Origin of the sequence: Leptolyngbya sp. KIOST-1 (genome assembly GCF_000763385.1) — a bacterium.
GTDB lineage: Bacteria > Cyanobacteriota > Cyanobacteriia > Phormidesmidales > Phormidesmidaceae > Nodosilinea.
Genome location: NZ_JQFA01000002.1, coordinates 3,082,778 through 3,105,894, shown reverse-complemented (window position 1 = coordinate 3,105,894; position 23,117 = coordinate 3,082,778). Strand labels below are relative to the sequence as shown.

The window sequence follows — 23,117 nt, the reverse complement described above, 5'->3', positions numbered from 1 at the left end:
GCGGGCCTAGGAGTTAGAGCTGCGCCGCAGCCAGAACAGACTCCCCATAATTGCCGAGGGAGCCAGCAGCAGCGCCACAACCACCCCGAGGGCGGGATTGTTCTGCCCGGCCGGGACATCGACCAGCAGGAGTGGCAAAGCGTACTTGATCCCGGCACCGATACCCGCCGAGAACACAATCACTTTAGCCGCAAAACTAAGGTTAGAAGAATTCATGGGCCCAAGACTAGAATTTGCCCAGCGTTCGGGAAGCAACCCCAGACGAGTCCCCCTACGCGGATCGCCGCACGTTGAGACAACACCACTCCTGCCGCCGCCACAGCGTGGCCACCACCCAGCCGTGCTGCTCCAGGGTATCGGCTACCAGCTTCGACTGCTCCAGCAGAATGCCGCTGAGAATGCCCCAGCCATCAGCGGTGACAATGGTGTGCATTTGAGGAATCAGGTCCATGATCACCTCCGCCAGAATGTTACACACAATGCCATCGACCGGAGCCGTGAGCTTGGCCGCGATCGCATCCAAACTGCCGTGGATCAGCGGCAGCTGCTCCTCCGTCAGCCCGTTGAGGGTACGGTTGCCCACCGCAGAATGCACGGCCAGATCGTCGATATCGGCTGCGTAGGACTTTTTCGCCCCCAGCAGCAGCGCCCCAATGGAGAGAATACCGGACCCACAGCCAATATCGGCGATGGTGACGTCGGTCTTTTCGTAGGTTAGCCTCATTTCCAGCGACTCAAGGCAGAGCTGGGTGGTGGGGTGGTTGCCGGTGCCAAAAGCAACCCCTGGGTCGAGTCGCAGCACCAGGCGATCGTTGTCGGCGGGGGGCTCCAGCCAGGCGGGGGTGATGAGAAAGCGATCGCCGATCGGCTCCGGTTGCCAGTGGTCTTTCCAGCTTTTCGACCAGTCCTCCTCATCGATTAGCTGCCAGCTGATACGAGGCGGCACCTGGTCGCTACAGAGGGCATCTTGCTTGATCAGAAGCGCTAGAGCAGAAAGATCCAGCAATTCCATACGGTGCTGGGGGAAATAGGCCTGCACAATGCAGGAGGAGCCGCGCTTTTGGGTCGAGGTGCCCTGGCTGCCAAAGCTGTCAAACCGCCAAAAGACCGTATCCTCCAGGGCTGGATCGCACAGTACCTTTACTTCCCACCAGGTGTTGACCACAGCCATTTTGAACGCCCTACCCTTTGCCCATCCTACAGATTAACCGTATAGGCATCGCGAATTCCCGGCACCTTGAGAATCTCTTCCAAAATACCCTCCGGCAGCGGGTCATCGAGGCTCAGCGCCATCACCGCATCGCCACGGACAATTTTGCGGCCCACCTGCATACTGGCAATGTTGACGTTAAAGCTGCCCAGCAGGGAGCCAATCTTGCCGATGATGCCCGGCATGTCGCGGTGCAGGGTAAACAGCATGTGCTGGGTGGGCGGCACGTTGATCGGGAACTCGTCGATGTCGGTGACGCGAATTTCGCTGCCCCCCAGCAGCACCCCGGTGACGGAGTGCTCACCCAGGCTGCCCTTGGCGGTGAGGTTGAGCGAGCCGGTGTAGTCGCGGATGTCGGCGTCGCGGGTTTCGATCACGTGAATGCCGCGCTCCTTGGCCTCAATCGAGGCGTTGACGTAGTTGACCCGCTCCTGCAGCGCGTGGGAGAGCAGGCCCTTGAGCGCCGCCACCATGATCGGCTGGGTGTCGCCCCCGGCGATGTCGCCCTGGAGCCGCACGGTGAGTTCCTCCACCCGGCCCCCAGCTAACTGCCCCACCAGGTTGCCCAGGGTTTCGGCCAGCTGCAGATAGGGGCGCAGCTTTTGCATCACCTCGGGGCGCAGGCCGGGGATATTCACCGCTGAGCGGGCCGGCAGCCCCAGCAGCACATCGCGGATCTGCTCCGCCACGTCGATGGCCACATTCACCTGGGCCTCTTCGGTGGAGGCTCCCAGGTGGGGGGTGAGAATGATCTCTTTGCCCAGGTCCCGCAGCTCCGACTCGCCCAGGGGCTCGGACTCGTACACGTCCAGGGCCGCACCGCCGATGGTGCCCTCCCGCAGGGCCTTAGCCAGGGCCGCTTCGTCAATGATGCCGCCCCGGGCGCAGTTGATGATCCGCACCGTGGGCTTCATGGTGGCCAGGGCCTGCTCATTCACCAGGTGCGTGGTCTCGGGGGTCTTGGGCAGGTGCAGGGTGATGTAATCGGCCTCGCGGAACAGCAGGTCCAGCTCGACCAGGCGGCAGCCCAGCTGCTCAGCGCGATCGGCGGAGATAAACGGGTCGTAGGCCAGTAGCTTCATGCCCATGGCCCGGGCCACGGTGGCCACGTGGGAGCCAATTTTGCCCAGGCCGACGACGCCCAGGGTTTTCTTATAGATCTCGACCCCGGTGAAGTCCTTGCGCTTCCATTCCCCAGCCTTGACGGAGCGATCGGCGCTGGGAATGTAGCGGGACATGGCCATCATCATCGCCAGGGCGTGCTCGGCGGCGGCGATGGTGTTGCCCTCGGGGGAGTTGACCACCACAATGCCCCGGCGGGTGGCCTCGGGCACGTCGACGTTATCAACTCCGACCCCGGCCCGACCGATGATCTTCAGGTTCTGGCCCGCCTGAATGACCTCTTTGGTGACCCTGGTGCCAGAGCGAATCATCAGCGCGTCGTACTCGCCAATGGCCGCCACCAGGTCTTCAGGCGAAAGGCTGGTGTTGACGTCAACCTGGGCGACTTGGGAGAGAATGTCGAGGCCCGCCTGATCGATGGGGTCGGAAACTAGAACCTTGGGCATGGGTCAGCCATAAAAATGTCACAGGGATCTACTTTACTGCAAAGGCGGAGCGGGGCATTAGTGTGGGGAGTACTTTTGGGTGGATGGGTGGATGGGTAGGCGGGTGGGTGGGTAGATGGGTAGGCGGGTGGGTGGGTAGACGTGGGCTGTAGGGTGCATCGGCGCAGCGATGCACCATTGCTCAGCGATCGCCCCAGTCTTCTAGCGCCCGAAAGCAGTCAGATAGCACCACGTTAGAAAACAGAAAACCTTCGGGATCGCTGAGGCGCAAACAGTGGAGATTGTCCCAGGCGTCGCCCTCAAGGATGACAAACCCCTGTTCAATGTGGGGCTTGAGGGTTTGCTGGAGAATGGCCCAGGTTTGCGGTGCACAGTGCGATCGCAGGTCCTCCCCGCTAATCCCCTCCCGCAGCCGCAGCCCCACCATCAGCCGATCCAGCAGTTGCTCCTTCGGGGGCGTGGGCGGTTCGGTGTGGACTCCGCCCGATTGCCGGAACGCCTCCACCCATTCGCCGTAGGTGCCTAGGGTGCGGGGGCGACTGACTCGCTGGTGCTGGGTGTAGCTGGTGGCCCCGAGGCCAAACCCGTAGTAGGACTGGTTGCGCCAGTAGGTCAGGTTGTGCTGACACTGGTGCCCTGGCTGGGCATAGTTAGAGACTTCGTAGTGGTCGTAGCCCTGGTCGGTGAGGAATGCCTGGGCGGTGCGGTACATGGTGGCGGTTTGGTCGTCCGTGGGCAGGGGGGCATCGCCCGGTTGGTATCGCCTGGCAAAGACGGTTTGGGGCTCAATGGTGAGGTCGTAGATGGAGAGGTGGTGGGGCTGGAGGGCGACGGCTTTAGATAGCCCGGTTTCCCAGGTTTCCAGAGTCTGGTGGGGCAACCCAGAGATCAGATCCAGGCTCCAGTTGGCCATGGCGACCTGGTGCAGCCAGTCCACGGCCCGGTACACGTCGGCGGTGCGGTGAAAGCGGCCACAGCGCTCCAGGGTGGCATCGTCCAGGGCCTGCACCCCCAGGCTGATGCGGTTGATGCCTGCGGCCAGATAGCCCTGGAGGTGGGCCAGATCAAAGGTGCCGGGGTCCATTTCCATGGAGATTTCGGCGGTGGGGGCGATGCCGAAGCGGCGATCGAGATGGGCGAGGATGGTTTCAAGCTGGGGCACCGAGAGCAGGGAGGGGGTGCCACCGCCGAAGAAAACGGTTTGTAGGGGGTGAGGGTTGAGCTTGGGAGTGGCTGCAATTTCTGTGCAGAGCAGTTCTACATAGCCCTCAACGGTGCCGGAGGTTTCGCCCCGTTGCTGGTTGCCAAGGACGGAGATCGGGAAGTCGCAGTAGAAGCAGCGGCGGCGGCAGAAGGGAATGTGGATGTAGGCGGACGTTGGAGGGTTGAGATCTGGGGGGTTCTGGGTCATGGCCAGAGCCTCCCAGCGAGAGACTTAGGGGCAGAGCCAGATCTGCCGCTGGGGACATTTCGATTGTCCCCAGACCCCCTCGACCAGGGCGTTCCGCCGCCCTGGACCTCGCGGAAGGTTTGATCTGTAGGCGGCGGGTCGCGCTTCGCATCGGTCGCGGCTTGTAGGTGATCGGTGGGGCGATCGCTCATTTGCATGGATTTGACCTGTGTTAGAGCAGGCTAACACTATCGCCGAGTTTGAGGATTTGCCCGCCCTGGCCCACGATGTTGGTGTTGACCGCCAGCTTGTAGAAATGGTTGAACCGCTTGGGCGGGGCCCAGGCGGGCAGGGTGGCGGCGCGCTGCTGGGCGAAGGTCTTTTGAAAGCTGGCGGTGGCGGTGCCGGTGTCGCTGTCGCGGGTGGGGACAACGCAGCGCTGGCAGGGGTTGATGCCCTCTAGCACCACATCGCCAATGGTGAAGCGAACAGAGGTGCCATTGGCGCTAAAGAGCTGATCTTCCCAGAAGGCGGGGACGCCGTCGATCTCCAGGTTGGTGCGGAAGCGGCGGCGGGTTTCCTCCAGGCTCAGGCCATACCAATCAGCCACGGTTTGGAGGGTGGCGGTGCTGATCACCGTGGGGCCAGCGGCGTGGGTATCGTCGGGAAAGCCCAGGTCGCGGTTTTCTTGCAGGGTGACGGGTTGCTGAAAGTAGTCGCTGAACCAGGCTTCTAGGGCGGGTCGCTGCTGGTGTAGGTGAAAGGTGGCGGTGGGGCGATCGCCCGCGATGGCCAGGGTGATGGATTCGCCAGCCTCCGAGAACGTCGATCGCAGCCGTTGAATAGCGGCGGTGCGCTTGGCGTTGACAAACCGGTTTTGGCGGTCGAAGAGGGCGTAGGTGCGATCGCCCCTCAGCGCTCCACTGCCCAGCACCGTGGCCTGGGACACCGAAACCCCATCCAGCGACTTGACCGGAAAAATGTCAATGCGAGCTAGATGTGGCGTCATACCGTCCAGCGCCCCAGCAGACCTGTGTCCCCCCTATCCTAACCAGCCAAGCTCCAAAATCCGCACTCCAAAATCTGTTTTCTAGCTCCTCCCCACCGCCTCACCGCCTTTGCAAAAAAAGACCCCTGAGTTAGCTATCCTCAGGGGTCTGAATCAGGGTGCATCTACCACTCCCATCTCCTGGGCAGGCGGCGAATTTCCGGGGAAATACCTGGAGTTCATAGATACTTGAAACAAAGTGGCTATGATCAGTGGGCTTGTGTAAATTCTTCGCCCATCCCCTATGGCTCAGCCTGTGACCTCGCCTAAAATCCAAGATTTTCCCGCTAACAGTCCCCTGGCCCCAGCGGTCTATATTGTGGGGGCCGGGCCAGGTGACCCGGAACTGCTGACGGTGAAGGCGCAGCGGCTGCTGAGCCAGGCGGATGTGATTCTCTACGCCAACTCCCTGGTACCCCAGCAAATTCTGGAATGGACCCGCCCCGACGCTGAGCGCATTGGTACCGCCACCATGACTCTGGAGCGCATCCTGCCGCTGATGGTGGAGCATGTACGGGCCGGAAAATCCGTCGTTCGCCTGCAATCAGGGGATCCCAGCCTCTACAGCGCCATCCACGAGCAGATACAGGCCCTGGTAGAGGCGGAGGTGCCCTTTGAGGTGGTACCGGGCATCAGCGCCTATCAGGCGGCGGCAGCCAAGCTCAACGCCGAGCTGACCATTCCGGGCCTGGTCCAGTCGATTATTCTCACCCGCATCAGCGGGCGCACCCAGGTGCCCGAGGCGGAAAACCTGGCCTCCCTGGCGGCCCACAAAACTAGCCTCTGCCTCTACCTCAGTGCTCGCCATGTGGAGGAATCCCAGGCGCAGTTGCTCCAGCACTACGAGCCCGATACCCCGGTGGCGATCTGCTTTCGCATCGGCTGGCCCGACGAGCAGATCGTAGTAGTGCCGCTCTCGGAGATGGCTAAGGTCACGCGGGAAAAGGACCTGATACGCACCACGCTCTACGTGATCAGCCCGGCGCTTCGGGGGCAGAAGGTCAGGTCGCGCCTCTACAACCCCGACCACACCCACCTGTTTCGCCCCCGCCAGGGCTCTGCTGCGCCCTCAGACGCTACCCAGGACGCCGTGGCATCCCAGTCTTGACCCCCGGCGGTTCTGGGCTTAGAGTATCTGCATGCAAGACTTAAAATAAGCCTCTAGGGTTCCGGTTTGGCTGACGCGCTAAATGGCTGGTCCGAGAGAGGCGGGTTGGTGATTTCTAAAGTTACTAACTACACGGCGGGATAAAAGCCCGGGAGAACATGAGGAGCTGTGAGATTTAGCTTCTTAAAATCTCCTGGGCTTTTTAGCTCATTCCTCAAAGCCTGCAATTTGATTGACTCAGCTCCGTGCAACCCTGTGAGGCTTTCCCATGACCGACACACCAAACGATCCCGTATTTCAAAGCCCCAATGGCAGTTCCTCCGAGGCCCAGCGGGCACTGGAGATGGAGGCCCGCCTGCCCCTCACCGGCTGGCAGCAGGAGGTCTCCCAGGGGCTAGAGTACGGCCTGGAGGCGGCGGCTAGCATTCGCGATCGCACCATCCCCACCTTCTCCCGAGGCGAGCTGCCCCACTACGCGGGCATCAACACCTTCCTCAAAGCGCCGTATTTGGAGGACGTGCGCCGGGTGGGCGAGTTTGACGTGGCGATCGTCGGCATTCCCCACGACTCGGGCACCACCTACCGCCCTGGTACCCGCTTTGGCCCCCAGGGCATTCGCCGCATCTCCGCCCTCTATACCCCCTACAACTTTGAGCTGGGGGTAGACCTGCGGGAGAACATCACCCTCTGCGATGTGGGCGATGTGTTTACCATTCCGGCCAACAACGAAAAGTCCTTCGACCAGATTTCTAAGGGCGTGGCCCACGTGTTTGCCTCCGGCGCGTTCCCGATCTTGCTGGGCGGCGACCATTCCATCGGCTTCCCCACGGTGCGGGGCATTTGCCGCCACCTGGGCGACAAAAAAGTCGGCATCATCCACTTCGATCGCCACGTCGATACCCAGGAGACCGACCTGGACGAGCGCATGCACACCTGCCCCTGGTTCCACGCCACCAACATGGCCAACGCCCCGGCCAAGAACCTGGTGCAGCTCGGCATCGGCGGCTGGCAGGTACCCCGCCAGGGGGTGAAGGTCTGCCGCGAACGGGCTACCAACATTCTCACGGTCACCGACATCACCGAGATGGGCCTCGATGCCGCTGCCGACTTTGCGATTCAGCGGGCCACCGACGGTACCGACTGCGTCTGGATCAGTTTCGACATCGACTGCATCGACGCGGGCTTTGTGCCCGGCACCGGCTGGCCCGAACCCGGCGGTCTGCTGCCCCGCGAGGCCCTCTACCTGCTCAAGCGCATCGTGCAGGAAACCACCGTCTGCGGCATTGAAGTGGTGGAAGTCTCTCCTCCCTACGACATCAGCGACATGACGGCGCTGATGGCCACCCGCGTCATCTGCGACACTATGGCCCACCTGGTGGTGTCGGGCCAGCTGCCCCGTCGGGAGAAACCCAGCTACATCCACGAAGAAGCCAACATGAACGTGGATCAGCCCTGGGAGTAGGGCATACGATGTTATTCCAAGAACCGGGCCTCGCAGAACAAGCTAAAACTTGGCAATTTTTGGAGCTGTGGGTAGATCTGGTTCTGTTTCCGCCCAAAGTTCTGATGTTAATCGGCGATCGAGACGGGACTTGCCGAATTTTTAATCCTGGAGCGGATTATAAGCTGATAGTTTCTCACTCCAGTTATGAAGCAGCAAAGGAATGGCTGCTGGAGGATGAATATGAGCGGGTTCAAGGCCAACTATTGGCCGAGGAAGGTCTTTGATTCGCCGACCCATAGAAAATATGGCCACACAATAACAAGGTTGTATAGCAATTCCAGTGCACCATTCTTTCGTTCCCTGTTATGCACGAAACCGACATGACTAAGGCACTGATTCTCACGGTGCGTGACTGGTGGGAGGCACAGCCAGGAAAGCCTGCGATCGCCAAAGTCCACCTCACCGTGGGCAAGTTCACCTGCGTAGAACCGGTAAGTCTGCAATTCGCCTTTGAGGTGCAGACCAAAGGCACCTTCCTCGACGGGGCCGAACTGGCGATTAACGAAACGCCGCTGATTGCCTACTGCCACGACTGCCAGAGCGAGTATCAGCCCGAAATCGGTCTGCAATACGCCTGCCCCACCTGCAAGTCGCCTATGGGCGACATCCGCTCCGGGCGGGAGCTGAAGATCGATCGGGTAGAGTATGCGGAGGCGACCAGCTCAACGTCTCTCCTTTAGGCCTGAGATAAACTGAGATTTAGATAAAGGCAATAGGCCACCAACCATGACCTCTCAAAATCGCTTCTTAGATCAGTTACAGGTGCTCAATGCCCTCTATCAAAGGGGCTACCACAGCGATCTCATGGAGCGCTCCCTCGCCAAAATTATCGAGTTAGAGCATGGCCAAGCTCTACAACAGGCCTCAGACCTACAGGCTAAGCTCCAAGTCTACGAAACCCAGTATCAGATGTCCTCAGACACCTTTTACCAACAGTTCAACGCCGGAGAGCTAGGCGACAGCATGGATTTCCTTGAGTGGAGCGCCTTTTACGATATGTGGCAATCCGTTCAAACTCGACTCGGCGTCTTGCAATCCATCGGTAGCTAATGGATGCTCAGCAGTATCTTAACGAGATCAAAACCAAATTAATTGCCAGCCCTATCGTTGAGTCTTTCTCAATCGTTGAGGAAAGAGATTTACAAGACAGAGGTTACTTTCGGACTCGGGTCACACTAACAAACGCTGATTTTCTTGAAATCGCAGAATACTTCGTCATCATCGAAGACCAACCCCAGCCAGATCGCTATCGCTACCAATGGATGGATAGCACTCAGAAAACACTCCGCAAGCGTTGGGACAACGTCCCTCACTTTCCAAACCTGCCTAACTTCCCTCACCATGTCCATATCAATGCCGAAGACAATGTTCAAACCTCCATACCCAGAGGCCTCACAGAATTTTTGACTTTCCTGGAGTCAGAGATTATTCCAGGATGCTAGTTCGTTTATTTGTACTAGCCTTGCTCTAAAATCCAAAATCCCCAATCCAAAATCTAAACTCCTCCTATGCACCAAACCTTTGACGCTGCCCTCGGCATTGACCTGCTCCACGCCAACCAGGCGGGGGCCGACCACAACCGTGCCCACTTCGATCGCTGGGGCATCACCTGTCTGAACGTGATGAGCAGTCCGGGGGCGGGCAAGACGGCGCTGCTGGAGAAAACCCTGGCGGCGCTGTACGGCGAACTGGCGATCGCCGTCATCGAAGGCGACATGACCACCGAACTGGATGCCGATCGCCTGCGCCAGTACGGGGTGCCGGTGGTGGCCATCAACACCGGGCGATCGTGCCACCTGGACGCCCAAATGGTGGCCGGGGGCATCCACACCCTGGAGCATCAGCACAATCCCAAGGCCCTCGACCTGGTGCTGGTGGAAAACGTGGGCAACCTGGTGTGCCCCGCCGAGTTTGAGGTGGGCGAACACGCCAAAGTCGCCCTGCTGAGCGTCACCGAGGGGGAGGACAAGCCCCTCAAGTACCCGATCATGTTCCAGGAGGCGGACTGCCTGCTGATCACCAAGATCGACCTGGCCCCCTACCTGGAGGTGAGCATCGAGCAGATCGCCGCCAACGTGCGGCAGATGAACCCCGACGTGACCATCCTGCCTGTGTCCGCTAAAACCGGAGAGGGATTGCAGCCCTGGCTGGATTGGATCAAAGCCCGGGTTCAACTCATAGCAAATACTGGCAATTTTCAACTTTCAAATTGACACGAACTCTGCTTAGCTGCTAGCCTGTCAAAGGCACTGGGATAGGCTCTTTCCAGCCTGCCGATGCCAATTGTCTTTTTAAGGCACTGACCAATGGAGATTCTCGGTAGTAGTCACTCGACTACGCTACTTGAATCTAACGCTTCAGACGATAGCCCTGAACACAGTTGTGGCCAAGGCTGGCAGTCGATTTGTGTGGTGACGGCTCTTTTTGCCCTAGGTTAGGGCTGAGCGGTTCACCTCCGGTCGCTGCAAGGGCGGCGACTGCGGGGAGAGGAGGTGAACCCTGGACGGTAGTGATTTATGCGTTAATCCAGCGCGGCAGAGCGTTGGGGAATAGTGCTGCGGGCTGCGATCGCCCTGGGGTAATGCTCAGGTCAAACCACTGGGCGGAGAGGCTGGTTGCCGTGGGTCTGGGGTGCGATCGCGACCTCCTGCGGGTTGCCTAGAGCATCGGTTCAGGGTGTCCAGATCCCAGGGTTCTTGGAATTAACCATGAATTTTGGGGTATCCCAGGACAGAACCCTGGGATCTGCATCCGCATGCCCAGATCCCTAGGGCAAACGCATACTCAGGAGGAGAGTAGCCGAATTAGGTAGTCATTATCCCATCCTGCTTGCAAGCGTTTAGCCTTGATACCCCCTTTGGCAAAAGCGTCCTGACGCAGCAGATTGAGGGCGATGTGACGGACGACGGCCAGATTAGCGGGGGCGTGGTCTTTACGAATTCGAGAGGCATCTTCGTGGAAGGCGACATCGAGCACCCAGTGGAGCTGGTTTTCAATACCCCAGTGGCTGCGCACCCCTTGGGCAAAGCGTTGGACATCGCCGTCAAAACTAACGAGATAGTAGCGCTGCTCAATGGTCGGGGGTTGACCGAGGATACGGCGTTCAGCCTCCACGAGGCCAACGCGTTTTAAGCCAACCCAGCGCTCAGCGTTGATGAGGTGCTCGACCCCATCGAGCAACCAGTGGCGGCGGATGTCGATGCGCCCGTGCCCAGGGGTGATGGTCTGATGAAACTCGTGGGAGATGTCCTTAAAGTCCTGCTGCCGCGCCCAGGTAAACACCTGCTCGACATCCTCGTGAATGTTGCCCTGATTGCCTTTAAGGCTCAAGATGTAGTCGCCACGGCCTTCGATAATCTGGTGAGCAATGGCGGTTTGAGTGCCCATGGCATCAATGGTGACTAGGCATCCCTGGAGGTCCAGAACCTTCAGAAGCTCTGGAATCGCAGTGATCTCGTTGGATTTCTCATCCACCTTGACCTGGGCTAGTACCAACCGCTGCTCATTGGCCCAAGCACTCACCATATGGATGGCTCCCTTGCCGCCCCCTCGGTCATAGGAGTGGCGCAATGTCTTGCCGTCAATGGCTATCTGTTCGCTTGAGCCGAGGTGGGCGACGGCCTTGACCCACGCGACAAAGCAACTCTGAAAGGCGGCGGAGTCTAAGGCTGCAAACAATCGGGCGATGGTGTCGTGGGAGGGAATTCCGTGGGGTAGGCTCAGAAAACCGCGCAGCCAAGCTTCTTTGGCACGGCCATAGGCCGCAATATCTACCCAGCTATCGGCTCCACAGATCACCGCACAAAGCGTGAGCCCGATGATATCGAGCAATCGATGCTCAACCAAGTGGCTACAGCGAGGGTCGTCTAATGACTGAAAATGCTCGATTAACGGCGATAGGGGCTGGGCAGAACACATAACTCACTTCCTAGAAATGAGTCTTAATATTCTCATCTCGAGTATGCGTTTGCCCTACCCAGATCCCAGGGTTCTTAGGACTGACCATGAATCCTGGGGTAGCCTAGGATAGAACCCTGGGATCTTTGTCGGCGTAGTGGTTCGCTATGCCAGCACTCCCAAAGCACTCTTCAGCGCCCTTGCCACTGTTTAATTTTTGAGTTCAGAAAGCCCATTTCTGAGCCCTCTTTCTATTGCAATTTTGTTGAGTGAAATCACTCCGACAGGTAGATTGTTGGCTCTTCCGGATCTGTGGTTGAAAGTGTGCTGGCTGATACATTTTACTTTCCCTGCATTCGCTGAAAGCCTTGCTGCGCCTGAATATTAGCCGAGCTTATCACCCTGAACCCGGAAGAGCCTGATTGTTTTGCCGAGTTGCAGTTAGAAACGGGCTTCCTTTGGGCTGCCATTAGGCCCTTGTTAATCACCCCATTTTCCCTTCAAAGGAGGTGCGCCATGCGCCAAAACGTATTGAACGATCTGCTCCAGCCCTTTGCCCTGGAGGCCGCCAAAAAAGAAGCCAACAGCATTGCTCCGGCGGAGTTGGTGCAACTGCTGATGGAGATTGAGCCCAGCAAGCGGGCGATCGCCTTTCGTCTGCTCGACAAAGACAAGGCCATCCGCGTGTTTGAGTACCTGCGCCCCGACGACCAGGCGGAGCTGATTCAGGCCATGGAGAGCCCGGAGATCTCCGCCCTGCTGGAGGAGCTGGACGTGGACGATCGCGTCCGTCTGTTTGAGGAGCTGCCCGCCAAGGTCACCAAGCGGCTGATTGCGGGCCTCAGCCCCCAGGCTCGCGCCGCCGTCAACCTGCTGCTGGGCTACCCCGAGGGCAGCGCCGGACGGCTGATGAACCTGCGCTTTTTGACCGTGCGCAGCACCGCCACCGTGGGGGCGGCCCTGGCCACTGTGCGCGAGTCCACCCTGGAGCCCAGCGAGCTGGCGCTGATCTTTGTCATTGATGAAGCCCGCTACTACCGGGGCTTTGTGCGTCCGGTGCAGCTGCTCAAGGCCGACCCCAGTCAGCTTATTGCCGACCTGCTGGATGGGGAGACCATTGCCATCAGCGCCACCGACGACGAACTCAGGGCCGCCAAGCTGCTAAAAACCTACGACCTGCCAGCCATTGCGGTGGTGGATAGCGAGGGTCGCCTGATCGGCGACATCACCTTCGACGACGTGATCGACCTGGTGGAGGAGGAGGCCACCGAGACCATTCTGGAACAGGCCGGGGTGGGCAGCCTGCTCAACCGCGATCGCGGCTGGAGCGAGAAATTGGTGCGGGGGCCGTCCCTGTACTCCATCCGCCTGCGGATCATCTTTCTGATCGTCACGCTGATCGGCGGGTTTTTGGTCGGCGGTGTGATCGAGCGGTTTGAGGAAACCCTGGAGGCGGTGGTGGCTGCGGCGATCTTTATTCCCCTGGTGATGGACATGGGCGGCAACGTGGGCACCCAGTCGAGCACCATTTTTGCCCGGGGCCTGGCCTGGAGCCAGATCAGCCCGCCGCAGTTTATGGCCTACCTGTTCCGCGAGGTCCGCATTGGCCTGGTAATGGGGTTGATCTTGGGCAGCATTGCCGGGGGAGTGGCCTACCTGTGGCAGGGAGAACCCAACGGCATTCCCCAGCTGGGGCTGGCGGTGGGCGTTGCCCTCACCATGGTGATCACCCTGGGGTCATTCCTGGGGGCATCGCTGCCGATGGTGATGCTGCGGGTTGGATTTGACCACGGCCCCGCCGCCGATCCCTTTCTCACCACCATCAAAGATTTTCTGGGGCTGTTGATTTACTTCAGCCTGGTGGGCTGGCTGGTGGGCATCGCCTGAGCGACCCGTTCACCAACCCTCAGGTTTAACCCAGAGTTTACGGAGCTTTGGTAAACAATCGAAGGGCTGCGGCAGGATTTTGGATTTTGGCGGGAGGAACCCCTTCGATCAGAATCAGGCTGGAATGAGGTGGCAAAGCCCCGGGCAACCAATCCCCCAATCCAAAATCAAAACTCTAAAATCCCGAGCGCGTTATTAATACAGGGGAGACAGCCAATGGACTGGACAGAGTTTGCGGTGCGGCTGACGGTGGCCTTTTTGCTGGGTTCGGCCCTGGGGCTGGAGCGCCAGTGGCGGCAGCGGATGGCGGGGTTGCGTACCAACACGCTGGTGGCCACCGGGGCGGCGCTGTTCGTGCTGCTCTCGGTGCTCACCCCCGACGAGGCCAGCCCCACCCGGATTGCCGCCCAGGTGGTCTCGGGCATCGGCTTCTTGGCCGGGGGCGTGATTTTGCGGGAGGGGCTGAGCGTGCGGGGGCTCAACACTGCGGCCACCATCTGGTGTGCGGCGGCGGTGGGCAGTTTGGCGGGGGCGGGCTATTTTGCCCCGGCGTTGATGGGGGCGATCGCCGTCCTCATCGCCAACACCGTGCTGCGCCCCCTCGGCTACCGCATCAACCAGCAACCCCTTCAGGGCACCGAGCTGGAGCTGTGCTACCTGTGCGCCCTCACCTGCCGCAGCGCCGACGAAGCCCACGTGCGGGCAGCGCTACTGCAGTCCCTCAGCACGATTCAAATGCGGCTCCGGTCCCTGACCAGCGAGGATCGGGAAGACGCCAAAGACAAAGTTGAGGTCGAGGCGGAGTTGGTCACCCAAACCCGCAACGACCAGGCGTTGGAAAACATTATCAGCCGCCTCAGCCTGGAGCCAGGGGTGACAGCGGCGAGCTGGCGGATCATTGAGCAGGAGTTTGGCTAATCCTCACCATCTCACAACCTCGCTACCCCCACTACAGCGGCCCCAGCAGTCGCCGCACGGCACCGCCGACGGCCCGCTTGACCTGTTGTTTGCGCCGCCAGCGCTCAAACTCTTTGCGGTAGCTGTAGTTGTTGGGGCGGTAAATGCGCCAGGCATCCCAGGCGATCTGCAGCGCCCAGGGGCCAAAGACAATGTAGAGTAGCGGATTCCATAGCCAGCCTCCGGTCACCAGCTGAAATACCAGGGCTCCGCCACCCCAAATGGCAAACTGTGCAATGTCGTTTTGTAGCCGCTGTTTGCGCTGGCCGTCAAACACCTTCTGGTCGGCAATTTCGTATTTCTTAACGTCCCACTCGCGCTCGGCGGCGGCGATCGTTTCAGGGGCAATGCCCAGTTCGTCGGCAATTTCTAGTAGCTGGGTGCGGGAGAGCTCGCCGGACTCGGTCTGCTGGGCGATCGCCAGGCTCAGGATCTGCTGGGCATCTTCAGCCTGATACAGAAACTCGCCATCCCTGACGTATGCGTCTGTGGTTACATCAGCCATCGCTGCCCTCTTGCCCGTGCAATAAACTCAGTCAAAATCCAGACCTGAAGGCTTACCGGTAGAAAACCCTAGCCACGAGCTGGACTCAATAGACCGCCCCGGATTGACCTAAAGGCTCTCTTATCTTTATAGACAAAATTCACCCTGGTTGGAGGGGCGGTTGGGGTACGGAAAACCTGTTGCCTTGGCCCAAACCGCGTCAGTGTGGCCCTTGCCTCCAATAGGGGAATCCTAGCAGTTGGATACGCATCTTAACCATCGGAGTGTGCACTATGACCCAACTGGTCCCTATCCGCCTGGAGGATGGCACCGAGATCTATATGGAGGCCACCGAAAATGTGGTCACCCCCGACTCGCCCCCCAGCCCCAGCCTCGACGGCGAAACGACCCGTACCGCCAAAGGATGGAACAGCGCCAACCAGGCTGTTCAGGTTCAGGCAGCCCAGAGCTTTAAGGCCATTGAAGGTACCATTCGCACCTACACCAGCTACACCCTAAACGCCTTCAAAGACATGGCCACCGCCAATGTTGAAAAAGTCACCCTGGAGTTCGGTCTTAAGGTCGGCGGAGAGGCAGGAGTTCCCTACGTCACGAAAGGTACCGCCGAAAGCAACCTGAAAATCACAGTGGAGTGCTCGTTTAACTAACGTCCTTTTCCTTTGCGGGTTCAATCCATCGTCGTCACTCCAACTGGGTTTCTGTGCAGTAGTTCCGTCAAAAGCGGCCCTGGCAGAAACCCAGTTTTTTGCATGGGTGCTCGATAGCGAGTCAGCTGAACTGAGCAACGCATTGGGTTGTCCCATCTCACAACCAGAGGCTATGTTTCTCCGCCAAAGGGGTTGAGCATAGATTTGTTGTGCCAATTCTTGGCCAATGTATAATAATTTGATGATAAAGCTTGAAAAATAAGGGTTTCCATCGAATCTTTTCTACCATTCTGTTGGCTCTAACCTCTGTTTTTGCGTTTTATCCCTCCAGATAACCCCCGTCCACGCTGGAGCTGCCTCTGCGGTATTGCTGCCTCTTGGCTTTAGTTTTTCCTGTTGGCCGCTCACGACAGTTCCTGAAAATCCGAGTTCATCACCACCCACCATCGCGACAAGGGAATGAGATTTTGCAGGGATTGATGAAGGAAAAACCTATCTTAATCACCTGTTGTGCCGCTGGGGGAGCCCTGGTTGTGTTGGCAATGGTGGTGCGTTCGGATCCGGGTAACACCCCCTCGCTGCCGCCCCCGCCGCCCAGCCCCGACAGCCTGAGTATTCAAACGGTGCCTGTGCCCCCACCGCCGGGAGTAAGTCAGGACATTTTGCAGGACCGCCTGGAGCGCGACCTGACCCGCCAGCAAGATCTGGTCACCAGCCTGCAGGACGAGCTGCGGGCGCAAAAAAACCTGGCCGACGATCTCAAAGCCCAGCTAGCGCGACAGCAGGCCGAAACGGACAAAGTCCTGGAGCAGCTCGATACTTACCAGGAGGCGGTTGAGGCCATGACGTCTCAGCAGGTGCGCCTAATTGAGTCGATCCCCCGCAACAACGAGACCCAAACCATGCTGCTCTGGGGCATTTTGGGGCTGTTTATGCTGCTGGTGCTGGGGGGTGGCACGGCCTTTGCCATTTTGGTGATTTGGCTGATGCACTTACAGCGGCGCACCGTTCAGCCGCCACCGATGGTTTACCCCATGCGAATGCCGCCCAACCCATACCCCTACTATTACGAACGGCAGCCCCTGCCGCCCCCGGGCCAGCCCCAGGCCTATGTGCAGTACGATATCCGACCCTACCAAGATTGATCCTGAGGCCTGCCAACGGGGGGATAGGCCTGCCGAGGGTGGCTCGAACAGGAGCAGGTCTGGCGATTGTAGCTGTGCAACTTTGCCCGGGCAACTGGGAAGAGTCCGCCCTATCCACAGCGGCATGGGGGAGAATGACAGGGTGCGGTTGAAGGTAGGGGTGAGCACAGCCTCTTGATCCTCACCCTCGCCGCTATGTCTCTGTAGCCTTTGCAGCCGATGGCCATGACCCTCACCCAGGTTTGGGGTGCTTTTTTGATTTTTGTGCTGGCGCCGGTCGTGGGAGGGTTGCCCCTCACCGGGTGGTCCACCCGCCTGATCTCGGGGCGGCAGTTGCGGCGGGTGGGCACGGGCAATGTGGGCGTGTCGGCGGCGTTTTACCACGGCGGCAAGGTAGCAGGGATTGTGGCGGTGCTGCTGGAAGCCGCCAAGGGAATTGGCGTTGTGCTGCTGGCCCGATACTATTTCCCGGCGGACCCGGTCTGGGAAATTATCGCCCTGATTGGGCTGGTGATGGGGCGCTACTGGTTTGCCAAGGGGGCGGGCACCACCAATGTGGTGTGGGGCATTGTGGTCCACGACTGGGTGACGGCCCTGCTGGCGTTTATCATGAGCGGGCTGGGGTTTACCATTTTTCGGGAGCGCCGCCAGGGGCGGCTGCTGGCGCTGGTACTGCTGCCGCTGATCACCGCCCTGCGCCACACCGATGGAGCGCTGGTGCTGGCGATGACCTGCCTCAGCCTGTTGATCGCCTGGATCTATCAAAAACTGCCCGACGATCTGGATTTGCCCGAGGAAGAAGGACGCTTGGAGTCTCGCACCATGTTTCGGTTTTTTCGCGGCGATCGCGCCCTGGTGGCCCTCGACGCCCCCCTGGACCCGGCCAAGTTTGGCCACAAGGCGGCCACGCTGGGCCAGCTGCGGGCCTGGGGCTACCCGGTGCCGCGCGGCTACGTTCTGCCCGCCGGAGACGACCCTACGGCCCTGCTGGCGATCGCAGACCCTTCTCCCACCCAGCCCCTGGCGGTGCGATCGTCTGCCCTGGATGAAGATACCGGTACGGCGTCGGCGGCGGGGATGTACCAGTCATTGCTGAACATCGGCGATCGGGAGGAGCTAGCCGAGGCGATCGTGCGCGTCTTCTCGTCCTACAGCGCTCCCCGAGCTAGGGAGTACCGCCAGCGGCAGGGCCTGCCCGAACGGGGGCTGGCGGTGATTGTGCAGCAGCAGGTGCAGGGGCAGTTTTCGGGGGTGGCCTTTAGCCGCGACCCCGTGTCGCGCTGTGGCGATGCGGTAGTGATTGAGGCGCTGCCCGGCGGTGCCGACCAGGTGGTGGGGGGGCAGGTGACCCCCGAACAATACCGGGTGCAGGTGCTGCCCGACGATGTGCCGCCCCTGGCGGAGATTGCCGAGGCCGACTGGCAGCTGTCCGAGGCGCTGACGCTGACGGTGGAGGGGGAGGGCCAAACCCCGTCGCGTCTGTTGCAGCAGGTGGCCTACCTGGCTCGCCATCTGGAGAGCCGCTACCAGGGCGTGCCCCAGGACATCGAGTGGACCTACGACGGCGAGACCCTGTGGCTGTTGCAGAGCCGTCCGATCACCACTCTGCATCCGCTGTGGACCCGCAAAATTGCCGCCGAAGTGATTCCCGGCGCCATTCGCCCCCTCACCTGGTCGATCAATCGGCCCCTCACTTGTGGCGTCTGGGGCGAAATTTTTACCGTGGTGCTGGGCAACCGGGCCCAGGGCCTCAGGTTTGAGGAGACGGCCACCCTGCACCACGCCCACGCCTACTTCAATGCCACCCTGCTGGGGGATATTTTTCGGCGCATGGGGCTACCGCCCGAGAGCCTGGAATTTTTGACTCGGGGAGCCAAGTTTAGCCGCCCGCCGCTGGGGTCCACCCTGCGAAACCTGCCGGGTCTGCTGCGCCTGGTGGGCCGCGAGCTGAAGCTGGAGCAGCAGTTCGCCCAGGACAGCGATCGCTTTGGTCATGCCCTGCAGTCGATAGTAGACACCCCCAGCCACACCCTCAGCCCCGTGGACTTGGTGGGCCGGATCGAAACCATCCTTGACCTGCTCAAGCTCGTCACCTACTACAACATTCTGGGGCCGCTCAGCTTTGCCCTGCGCCGCGCCCTCTTCAAGGTGCCCGAAGAAAGCCTGAACCCCGTGCAGAACGTCGAGATTGCGGCCCTAGATGCGCTGCGGGCGATCGCCCAGGACATTCGCCAGGTGCTCTCCACCCCAGAACTCGATCGCATTACCGATAGCTCATCCCTGATGACAGCGCTGGCCGAGAGCACCGACGGCGGGTCGCTGCTCCAGGAGATGGAGCAATTTCTGGACCAGTACGGCTACCTCAGCCCGGTGGGGACCGATATTGCGGTGGCCACCTGGCGGGAAAACCCCGGCCCGGTGCGCGAGCTGCTGGCCCAGTTTGTCAGGCAGCCGCCCACGGCCAAGCCGACAACCCTGCCGCCCCCGACCGGAAAAGCCGCCCTGGTGCAGCGACGGCTCGACCTCAAGGGCCAGGTCAACACCCTCTACAATCGTCTGCTGGCGGAGCTGCGCTGGAGTATTTTGGCCCTGGCTGCCCAGTGGCAGGCCCAGCACCATCTGGGGGCTCAGGAGGATATTTTCTTTCTCACCCTGGACGAAATTCAGTCCCTGGTGGCTGACGGGACCGCCGCTGACTGGGGGCTGGTGCAGGAAAAAATTGGCGATCGCATGGCCCAGTACCGCCAGGACGCCCAGATGCAGGCCGTACCCTACCTGGTCTTTGGCAACGAACCGCCCAGCCGCAACCGGCCCCGCCTGGCCACCGCCACGGTGCAGCAAAAGCTCTCGGGTATTGGGGCCAGTGCGGGCACCGTGGCTGGCCCTGTGCGGGTGATGACCCAGCTAGAGGTCGTGACTGCCGAGGAACCGTTTATTCTGGTCGTACCCTATACCGATGCGGGCTGGGCCCCTCTGCTCGCCCGGGCTCAGGGTCTAATTGCCGAGGTCGGCGGTCGGCTGTCCCACGGGGCCATCATTGCCAGGGAGTATGGCATTCCAGCCGTGATGGATGTCACCAACGCCACCCAGCGGCTCCATAGCGGTCAGTGGGTGCGAATCAACGGCGAAACCGGCACCGTAGAAGTGATTGCTCCCCCGCAGGAGAGGACTCCCCAGCCCACTCTGCCTCCCGCAGGGGAGGACAGCTAGCCTGAATTGGCAATATCAACGCGAGGAGGATGAGCCTATGGGCAGGGGCTCGGCGGCGGCCACCGCCTGGTTTACTGCCTCGATTGCCTCAGCCCGAATCCAGCCCCGCTGGTTGGCGTGGCGGGCTACCGCGTTCGCATCTTCAAAGGTCACCAATTCGCTACCCGCCTGGCGCACCTGGTCTTTCAGGGCGTCGAGTTCTGACTGGCGCTCGGGGCGTTCCTTGGGGATATTGCGAATGTAGATGCAGGCAATGCGATCGGGGTGGTTCTGCACCAGCTGAGTGTAAATTTCCGGGTCTTTTTGGCCACTGTCACCGATCAAAATAAAGGGCAGGTCGGGGTACTGCTCTAGAATCGGCTCGATCTCACTGCGCTTGTGGTCGCTGTGCTCAAAGGAAAGCAGCTTCGACCAGGAGAGGTCGAGGGCCACCAGGGAAATAGGTCCAGCCGGTAGTCCCTGGGCGTCCATAAATTCTTCAAACAGGTCGTACATGTTCCAGGCGCTGCTGGACACGTAGAAGATCGGGTTTTTGTGCTGATCATCGTCACCGGCATGAAACGCCTGGTACAGGTCCGGAATGCCGGGGATGGGCAGGCGGGTCTGGCTGTTGCCCAGGTAGGCCAGCCGAATCATTTTCCATAGGTCGGTGGCGCTGGTGTGGACAATGGTGTCGTCAATGTCGCTGATGATGCCGAATTGGGCCTGCGATCGCGGCACCAGCAGCTGCGCCACCGCCTCCGGGGTCTCCTTTTTGGTGCGGGGTTCGATCAGCTCAACTTTGGCCTCGTGCCACAAATCCTCCCCAGACAACGGCTGATGGGGCCGCATTTCGTCGAAAAAGAAGCCCGCCCCATCGGTTTCAACCTCGTGGGTTTGATCCTGGAACGTCACCCGCAGCTTAGCCCCCGGTACTTCATCGTGGTCAAAGCGACGCCACATGTTGAGGGCATTTTTCCACACCGGCCAATCCTCATCGCAGGGATGGAGGCCGTCATCGCGCAGCACCCGGCCCCGAAAACAGAGGCGATCGGCGCTACCGTAGCCCCGGTAAGTCAGCACCTGGAGTGGGCCCGCCAGGCCTATCAGCTTGGTAATCGATCCCTTGACGTTGTTGAGATGGTTAATCGGCATAGTTAAATTTGTGAATGGCTTCTCGAAACAGCTCAATCCGGTTTGGGAACCGGGCTGAAGTCCTGCTTCAAGTCAAAAAGTTGATCTCGAAGCGGGCGGTTCGGCGGACCACCGCCAGGAAAATACCTCAGCCAACAACCCTGCAGCCAAGGACCAGATCCACCCAAGCGGATCCCGACTCTCTCAATACCTGGTGTGGCTACTGCCCCTAGCCCGTAGCTCTGGCACCTGGCCAGCTTAAACCTGCTGGGTTTAAGAAGGGTCAGCTTTAGAGTCGCAAACCTCAAACCGACCAACCTCTGTCGTTTGAACGATCTGGGAGTCGCAGCAGGGCAGATTTTTTGCCGATCAATCCAGAAAAGCGGTTGGCAAACTAGTACCTTTAGACTATTCTTAAAAATACAATTGTACTATTTTGATTCCTGGCTTCTCATCTTTGAGCGCGTATGAATGGTTACCGTGGTGGGGCCCAGGCCCTGGGCTGGATTGTTGCGTTGAGTGTTGGTGTTGGCGTCATGGCAGAACTGATTCAATCGGCTCCCCAGAGTATTGCCGAAGATCAAGGGGCGGCGGTCGAGGCGGCCCCAGCCAACCCTTGGCTGGGCGCGTCGTTCCCGCTCGAAAATTTCTCCCGCTACACCTCACCCTTCGGCTACCGCCAACACCCCATGGGCGGCCACCGCTTTCACTACGGCCTCGATCTGGCTGCTCCTATGGGCAGCTACATTCGCAGCTGGTGGGAAGGTAAGGTGATTGAGGTTCACGACCACACCGCCTGCGGTACCGCAGCTATTGTGCAGTCGGGCCGCTGGACCCACATCTACTGCCACATGCAGGGCAGCGTGGTAATCGAAAAAGAGGGGGGCCGCGTGCTGGTTGACCGGGCTGGCGGCATCGAGATTCGCCAGGGCCAGAGGGTAGCTTCTGGCCAGCGGATTGGCCGGGTCGGCATGACGGGCAGCACCACCGGACCCCATCTGCACTGGGGTCTCAAGTACGACGGGGCCTGGGTAGATCCTGCTCTGGTGATCAAAGCTGGGTTCGACTATCAGCAGCTACAGACGGCGCAGGCTGTAGATTAGTCCCTGGCAGACCTGGGTGAGAAACCCTAAATCCAAGCTTTCCAGGGTGTCGCTGGGCCGGTGGTAGTGGGGGTTGCGCAGGTCTGCCGTATCGGTAATCAAAATTGCCGGGTAGCCCAAATCCCAGAATGGCACGTGGTCGCTGCGCCGCGTGTCGGGCACGGCGCGGCCCCCGTTGACCACGGGCAGCCACTGGCTGGGCAGCCCAGCGGCGCGAAAGCCCCGCCACAGCCGCACCATGGTGGGAATGCTCTGCCACGGCCCAATTTGGGCGATATAGTTGCCGCGATTGGGGTAAAACCGCTCCAGCCCTGCCGGGTAGGTTTGGGAGTTGGGCTGGTGGGAGCAGTAGCCCAGCATTTCCAGCGACAGCATCAGCCCCAGGGGTTCTCCCTGCTGGTGGAGGGCGTTGGCATAGTGGCGGCTGCCCACAAACCCCAGCTCTTCGAGGTCAAAGGCGACCAGCCGCAGGGGCGATCGCCCCGGTTGCTGAGCCAAGGCGCGGGCCAGCTCCAGTAGCACTGCGACCCCGGTGGCGTTGTCGTCGGCTCCTGGGGAACCGGGTACCGAGTCGTAGTGGGCGCCGACCAGAATAACCGGGCGGCGGGGCTCCTCTCCGGGCAGGTCCAAAATCCAGTTGGTGAACGACTGCCCCTCGAAGTCAAACCGGTGGTCGGTGACTTGGCCCCAGCGCCCCAGCTCCTGCTGAAGGTATTGCTGCACAAAAAAGTGATGGGCCGAGGCCAAAAATGGGTTGCGATCGCGCGCCACCTGCTCCAAATGCCCTTTCAGGCGCTCCCGTAGGGCCGCATCACTCACGGGGAT

General features: G+C 60.2%; 23 protein-coding genes and 1 riboswitch. Of the genes, 14 read left to right on the top strand and 9 right to left on the bottom strand.

Annotated features, from left to right (window positions below; all coding sequences use genetic code 11):
* Positions 1-6: 6 nt before the first annotated feature.
* The 5 genes from NF78_RS13715 to NF78_RS13695 all read right to left on the bottom strand — a co-directional run bounded on the left by NF78_RS13715 (position 7) and on the right by NF78_RS13695 (position 5,177).
* Positions 7-216 (bottom strand): hypothetical protein, encoded by a 210-nt coding sequence (locus NF78_RS13715; RefSeq protein ID WP_035987188.1) that lies wholly within the window; start codon positions 214-216, stop codon positions 7-9.
* A gap of 55 nt (positions 217-271) precedes the next feature.
* Positions 272-1,171, bottom strand: a complete 900-nt coding sequence (gene prmA, locus NF78_RS13710) for a 50S ribosomal protein L11 methyltransferase (RefSeq protein ID WP_197064833.1) — start codon at positions 1,169-1,171, stop codon at positions 272-274.
* A gap of 26 nt (positions 1,172-1,197) precedes the next feature.
* Positions 1,198-2,778, bottom strand: coding sequence for a phosphoglycerate dehydrogenase (gene serA, locus NF78_RS13705; RefSeq protein WP_035987186.1), 1,581 nt, complete (start codon positions 2,776-2,778; stop codon positions 1,198-1,200).
* Between the two features lie 181 nt (positions 2,779-2,959).
* On the bottom strand, positions 2,960-4,189 hold the full coding sequence (hemW, locus tag NF78_RS13700) for a radical SAM family heme chaperone HemW (RefSeq protein ID WP_035987184.1): 1,230 nt from the start codon (positions 4,187-4,189) through the stop codon (positions 2,960-2,962).
* Between the two features lie 211 nt (positions 4,190-4,400).
* Positions 4,401-5,177: an MOSC domain-containing protein gene (locus tag NF78_RS13695; RefSeq protein ID WP_035987182.1), complete on the bottom strand. Its 777-nt coding sequence runs from the start codon at positions 5,175-5,177 to the stop codon at positions 4,401-4,403.
* Between the two features lie 295 nt (positions 5,178-5,472).
* Here NF78_RS13695 and cobM point away from each other — a divergent pair, with 295 nt between their 5' ends.
* The 8 genes from cobM to NF78_RS31160 all read left to right on the top strand — a co-directional run bounded on the left by cobM (position 5,473) and on the right by NF78_RS31160 (position 10,490).
* Positions 5,473-6,324, top strand: a complete 852-nt coding sequence (gene cobM / locus NF78_RS13690) for a precorrin-4 C(11)-methyltransferase (protein ID WP_318655470.1) — start codon at positions 5,473-5,475, stop codon at positions 6,322-6,324.
* A 42-nt stretch (positions 6,325-6,366) separates the two neighbouring features.
* A riboswitch (guanidine-I (ykkC/yxkD leader) is annotated at positions 6,367-6,481 on the top strand.
* Positions 6,482-6,592: 111 nt separating this feature from the next.
* Positions 6,593-7,786, top strand: coding sequence for an agmatinase (gene speB, locus NF78_RS13685; protein ID WP_035987179.1), 1,194 nt, complete (start codon positions 6,593-6,595; stop codon positions 7,784-7,786).
* Positions 7,787-7,794: 8 nt separating this feature from the next.
* Positions 7,795-8,052 (top strand): hypothetical protein, encoded by a 258-nt coding sequence (locus tag NF78_RS13680; RefSeq protein WP_035987177.1) that lies wholly within the window; start codon positions 7,795-7,797, stop codon positions 8,050-8,052.
* Positions 8,053-8,133: 81 nt separating this feature from the next.
* A complete protein-coding gene (gene hypA, locus NF78_RS13675) occupies positions 8,134-8,508 on the top strand; it encodes a hydrogenase maturation nickel metallochaperone HypA (protein WP_035987174.1) in 375 nt (124 codons plus the stop codon).
* A 46-nt stretch (positions 8,509-8,554) separates the two neighbouring features.
* The gene (locus tag NF78_RS13670; RefSeq protein WP_035987172.1) at positions 8,555-8,878 is read left to right on the top strand and encodes a hypothetical protein; all 324 of its coding nucleotides are present in this window, start codon (positions 8,555-8,557) and stop codon (positions 8,876-8,878) included.
* Positions 8,878-9,270 carry a DUF6516 family protein gene (locus NF78_RS13665; RefSeq protein WP_035987169.1) on the top strand — a complete coding sequence of 131 codons (393 nt, stop codon included), beginning with the start codon at positions 8,878-8,880 and terminating at the stop codon, positions 9,268-9,270. The genes NF78_RS13670 and NF78_RS13665 overlap by 1 nt, the downstream gene beginning before the upstream one ends.
* A 66-nt stretch (positions 9,271-9,336) precedes the next feature.
* A complete protein-coding gene (hypB, locus tag NF78_RS13660; RefSeq protein ID WP_052050389.1) occupies positions 9,337-10,041 on the top strand; it encodes a hydrogenase nickel incorporation protein HypB in 705 nt (234 codons plus the stop codon).
* A 296-nt stretch (positions 10,042-10,337) separates the two neighbouring features.
* Positions 10,338-10,490 carry a hypothetical protein gene (locus NF78_RS31160; protein WP_156119761.1) on the top strand — a complete coding sequence of 51 codons (153 nt, stop codon included), beginning with the start codon at positions 10,338-10,340 and terminating at the stop codon, positions 10,488-10,490.
* Between the two features lie 122 nt (positions 10,491-10,612).
* Here NF78_RS31160 and NF78_RS13655 read toward each other — a convergent pair whose 3' ends face one another.
* Positions 10,613-11,746: an ISAs1 family transposase gene (locus tag NF78_RS13655; protein ID WP_035987167.1), complete on the bottom strand. Its 1,134-nt coding sequence runs from the start codon at positions 11,744-11,746 to the stop codon at positions 10,613-10,615.
* A 495-nt stretch (positions 11,747-12,241) separates the two neighbouring features.
* Here NF78_RS13655 and mgtE point away from each other — a divergent pair, with 495 nt between their 5' ends.
* On the top strand, positions 12,242-13,612 hold the full coding sequence (gene mgtE, locus NF78_RS13650) for a magnesium transporter (protein ID WP_035987166.1): 1,371 nt from the start codon (positions 12,242-12,244) through the stop codon (positions 13,610-13,612).
* Between the two features lie 216 nt (positions 13,613-13,828).
* Entirely contained in the window at positions 13,829-14,530 is a 702-nt protein-coding gene (locus NF78_RS13645; protein ID WP_035987164.1) for an MgtC/SapB family protein, read from the top strand.
* A 31-nt stretch (positions 14,531-14,561) separates the two neighbouring features.
* On the opposite strand, the gene NF78_RS13640 is transcribed toward NF78_RS13645, so the two are convergent.
* The gene (locus NF78_RS13640) at positions 14,562-15,074 is read right to left on the bottom strand and encodes a 2TM domain-containing protein (RefSeq protein WP_052050386.1); all 513 of its coding nucleotides are present in this window, start codon (positions 15,072-15,074) and stop codon (positions 14,562-14,564) included.
* Positions 15,075-15,346: 272 nt separating this feature from the next.
* On the opposite strand from NF78_RS13640, the gene NF78_RS13635 reads away from it, so the two are divergent.
* From NF78_RS13635 to NF78_RS13625, 3 genes are all read left to right on the top strand, one after another.
* Positions 15,347-15,721, top strand: coding sequence for a CU044_2847 family protein (locus tag NF78_RS13635; RefSeq protein WP_035987162.1), 375 nt, complete (start codon positions 15,347-15,349; stop codon positions 15,719-15,721).
* A gap of 542 nt (positions 15,722-16,263) precedes the next feature.
* Positions 16,264-16,866: a hypothetical protein gene (locus NF78_RS13630; protein WP_156119760.1), complete on the top strand. Its 603-nt coding sequence runs from the start codon at positions 16,264-16,266 to the stop codon at positions 16,864-16,866.
* A gap of 225 nt (positions 16,867-17,091) precedes the next feature.
* Positions 17,092-20,076 (top strand): glycerol-3-phosphate acyltransferase, encoded by a 2,985-nt coding sequence (locus NF78_RS13625; RefSeq protein WP_035989710.1) that lies wholly within the window; start codon positions 17,092-17,094, stop codon positions 20,074-20,076.
* Positions 20,077-20,091: 15 nt separating this feature from the next.
* On the opposite strand, the gene NF78_RS13620 is transcribed toward NF78_RS13625, so the two are convergent.
* The gene (locus NF78_RS13620; RefSeq protein WP_052050382.1) at positions 20,092-21,210 is read right to left on the bottom strand and encodes an App1 family protein; all 1,119 of its coding nucleotides are present in this window, start codon (positions 21,208-21,210) and stop codon (positions 20,092-20,094) included.
* Positions 21,211-21,656: 446 nt separating this feature from the next.
* Here NF78_RS13620 and NF78_RS13615 point away from each other — a divergent pair, with 446 nt between their 5' ends.
* A complete protein-coding gene (locus tag NF78_RS13615; protein ID WP_035987158.1) occupies positions 21,657-22,292 on the top strand; it encodes a M23 family metallopeptidase in 636 nt (211 codons plus the stop codon).
* Here the strand turns inward: NF78_RS13615 and NF78_RS13610 are convergent.
* On the bottom strand, positions 22,266-23,111 hold the full coding sequence (locus tag NF78_RS13610) for a M28 family peptidase (RefSeq protein WP_035989706.1): 846 nt from the start codon (positions 23,109-23,111) through the stop codon (positions 22,266-22,268). The two genes, NF78_RS13615 and NF78_RS13610, sit on opposite strands and share 27 nt — an antisense overlap.
* Positions 23,112-23,117: the final 6 nt, after the last annotated feature.

Coding starts and splice junctions, on each gene's coding strand:
- prmA (WP_197064833.1), bottom strand. CDS start 1,171: ATGGCTGTGGTCAACACCTGGTGGGAAGTAAAGGTACTGTGCGATCCA.
- NF78_RS13635 (WP_035987162.1), top strand. CDS start 15,347: ATGACCCAACTGGTCCCTATCCGCCTGGAGGATGGCACCGAGATCTAT.
- NF78_RS13620 (WP_052050382.1), bottom strand. CDS start 21,210: ATGCCGATTAACCATCTCAACAACGTCAAGGGATCGATTACCAAGCTG.
- NF78_RS13670 (WP_035987172.1), top strand. CDS start 8,555: ATGACCTCTCAAAATCGCTTCTTAGATCAGTTACAGGTGCTCAATGCC.
- NF78_RS13715 (WP_035987188.1), bottom strand. CDS start 216: ATGAATTCTTCTAACCTTAGTTTTGCGGCTAAAGTGATTGTGTTCTCG.
- hypA (WP_035987174.1), top strand. CDS start 8,134: ATGCACGAAACCGACATGACTAAGGCACTGATTCTCACGGTGCGTGAC.
- NF78_RS13695 (WP_035987182.1), bottom strand. CDS start 5,177: ATGACGCCACATCTAGCTCGCATTGACATTTTTCCGGTCAAGTCGCTG.
- hemW (WP_035987184.1), bottom strand. CDS start 4,189: ATGACCCAGAACCCCCCAGATCTCAACCCTCCAACGTCCGCCTACATC.
- speB (WP_035987179.1), top strand. CDS start 6,593: ATGACCGACACACCAAACGATCCCGTATTTCAAAGCCCCAATGGCAGT.
- NF78_RS13655 (WP_035987167.1), bottom strand. CDS start 11,746: ATGTGTTCTGCCCAGCCCCTATCGCCGTTAATCGAGCATTTTCAGTCA.
- NF78_RS13665 (WP_035987169.1), top strand. CDS start 8,878: ATGGATGCTCAGCAGTATCTTAACGAGATCAAAACCAAATTAATTGCC.
- NF78_RS13645 (WP_035987164.1), top strand. CDS start 13,829: ATGGACTGGACAGAGTTTGCGGTGCGGCTGACGGTGGCCTTTTTGCTG.
- NF78_RS13630 (WP_156119760.1), top strand. CDS start 16,264: ATGGTGGTGCGTTCGGATCCGGGTAACACCCCCTCGCTGCCGCCCCCG.
- serA (WP_035987186.1), bottom strand. CDS start 2,778: ATGCCCAAGGTTCTAGTTTCCGACCCCATCGATCAGGCGGGCCTCGAC.
- mgtE (WP_035987166.1), top strand. CDS start 12,242: ATGCGCCAAAACGTATTGAACGATCTGCTCCAGCCCTTTGCCCTGGAG.
- NF78_RS13615 (WP_035987158.1), top strand. CDS start 21,657: ATGAATGGTTACCGTGGTGGGGCCCAGGCCCTGGGCTGGATTGTTGCG.
- NF78_RS13680 (WP_035987177.1), top strand. CDS start 7,795: ATGTTATTCCAAGAACCGGGCCTCGCAGAACAAGCTAAAACTTGGCAA.
- NF78_RS13640 (WP_052050386.1), bottom strand. CDS start 15,074: ATGGCTGATGTAACCACAGACGCATACGTCAGGGATGGCGAGTTTCTG.
- hypB (WP_052050389.1), top strand. CDS start 9,337: ATGCACCAAACCTTTGACGCTGCCCTCGGCATTGACCTGCTCCACGCC.
- NF78_RS13625 (WP_035989710.1), top strand. CDS start 17,092: ATGACCCTCACCCAGGTTTGGGGTGCTTTTTTGATTTTTGTGCTGGCG.